Origin of the sequence: uncultured Algibacter sp., from assembly GCF_947495675.1 — a bacterium.
Classification (GTDB): domain Bacteria; phylum Bacteroidota; class Bacteroidia; order Flavobacteriales; family Flavobacteriaceae; genus Algibacter_B.
The window spans coordinates 1-215 of the sequence record NZ_CANLZX010000114.1 but is presented as its reverse complement, the minus strand read 5'-3'; the positions used below and the strand labels follow the sequence as shown (position 1 = coordinate 215).

General features: G+C 40.5%; 1 pseudogene. It reads left to right on the top strand.

Annotated features, from left to right (window positions below):
- Positions 1–215 (top strand): annotated as a pseudogene (locus tag Q0842_RS16300) (transketolase); the annotation flags it as partial.

The following is a 215-nucleotide window of genomic DNA, read 5'->3' as shown; positions in this document are numbered from 1 at the left end:
GCATGGGGCTGGAAAGTTGTGACTATTGATGGACACAATCACGATGAAATAAGACAAGCATTAACCAATGCAAATAATGAAACAGAAAAGCCAACCTTAATTATAGGAAAAACGATAATGGGTAAAGGTTGTGTAGCTGCAGATGGCAGTATGTTTGAGGGTTACTGTGAATTACACGGACAGCCGATTGGACATACAGGAGCAGATTACGCAAA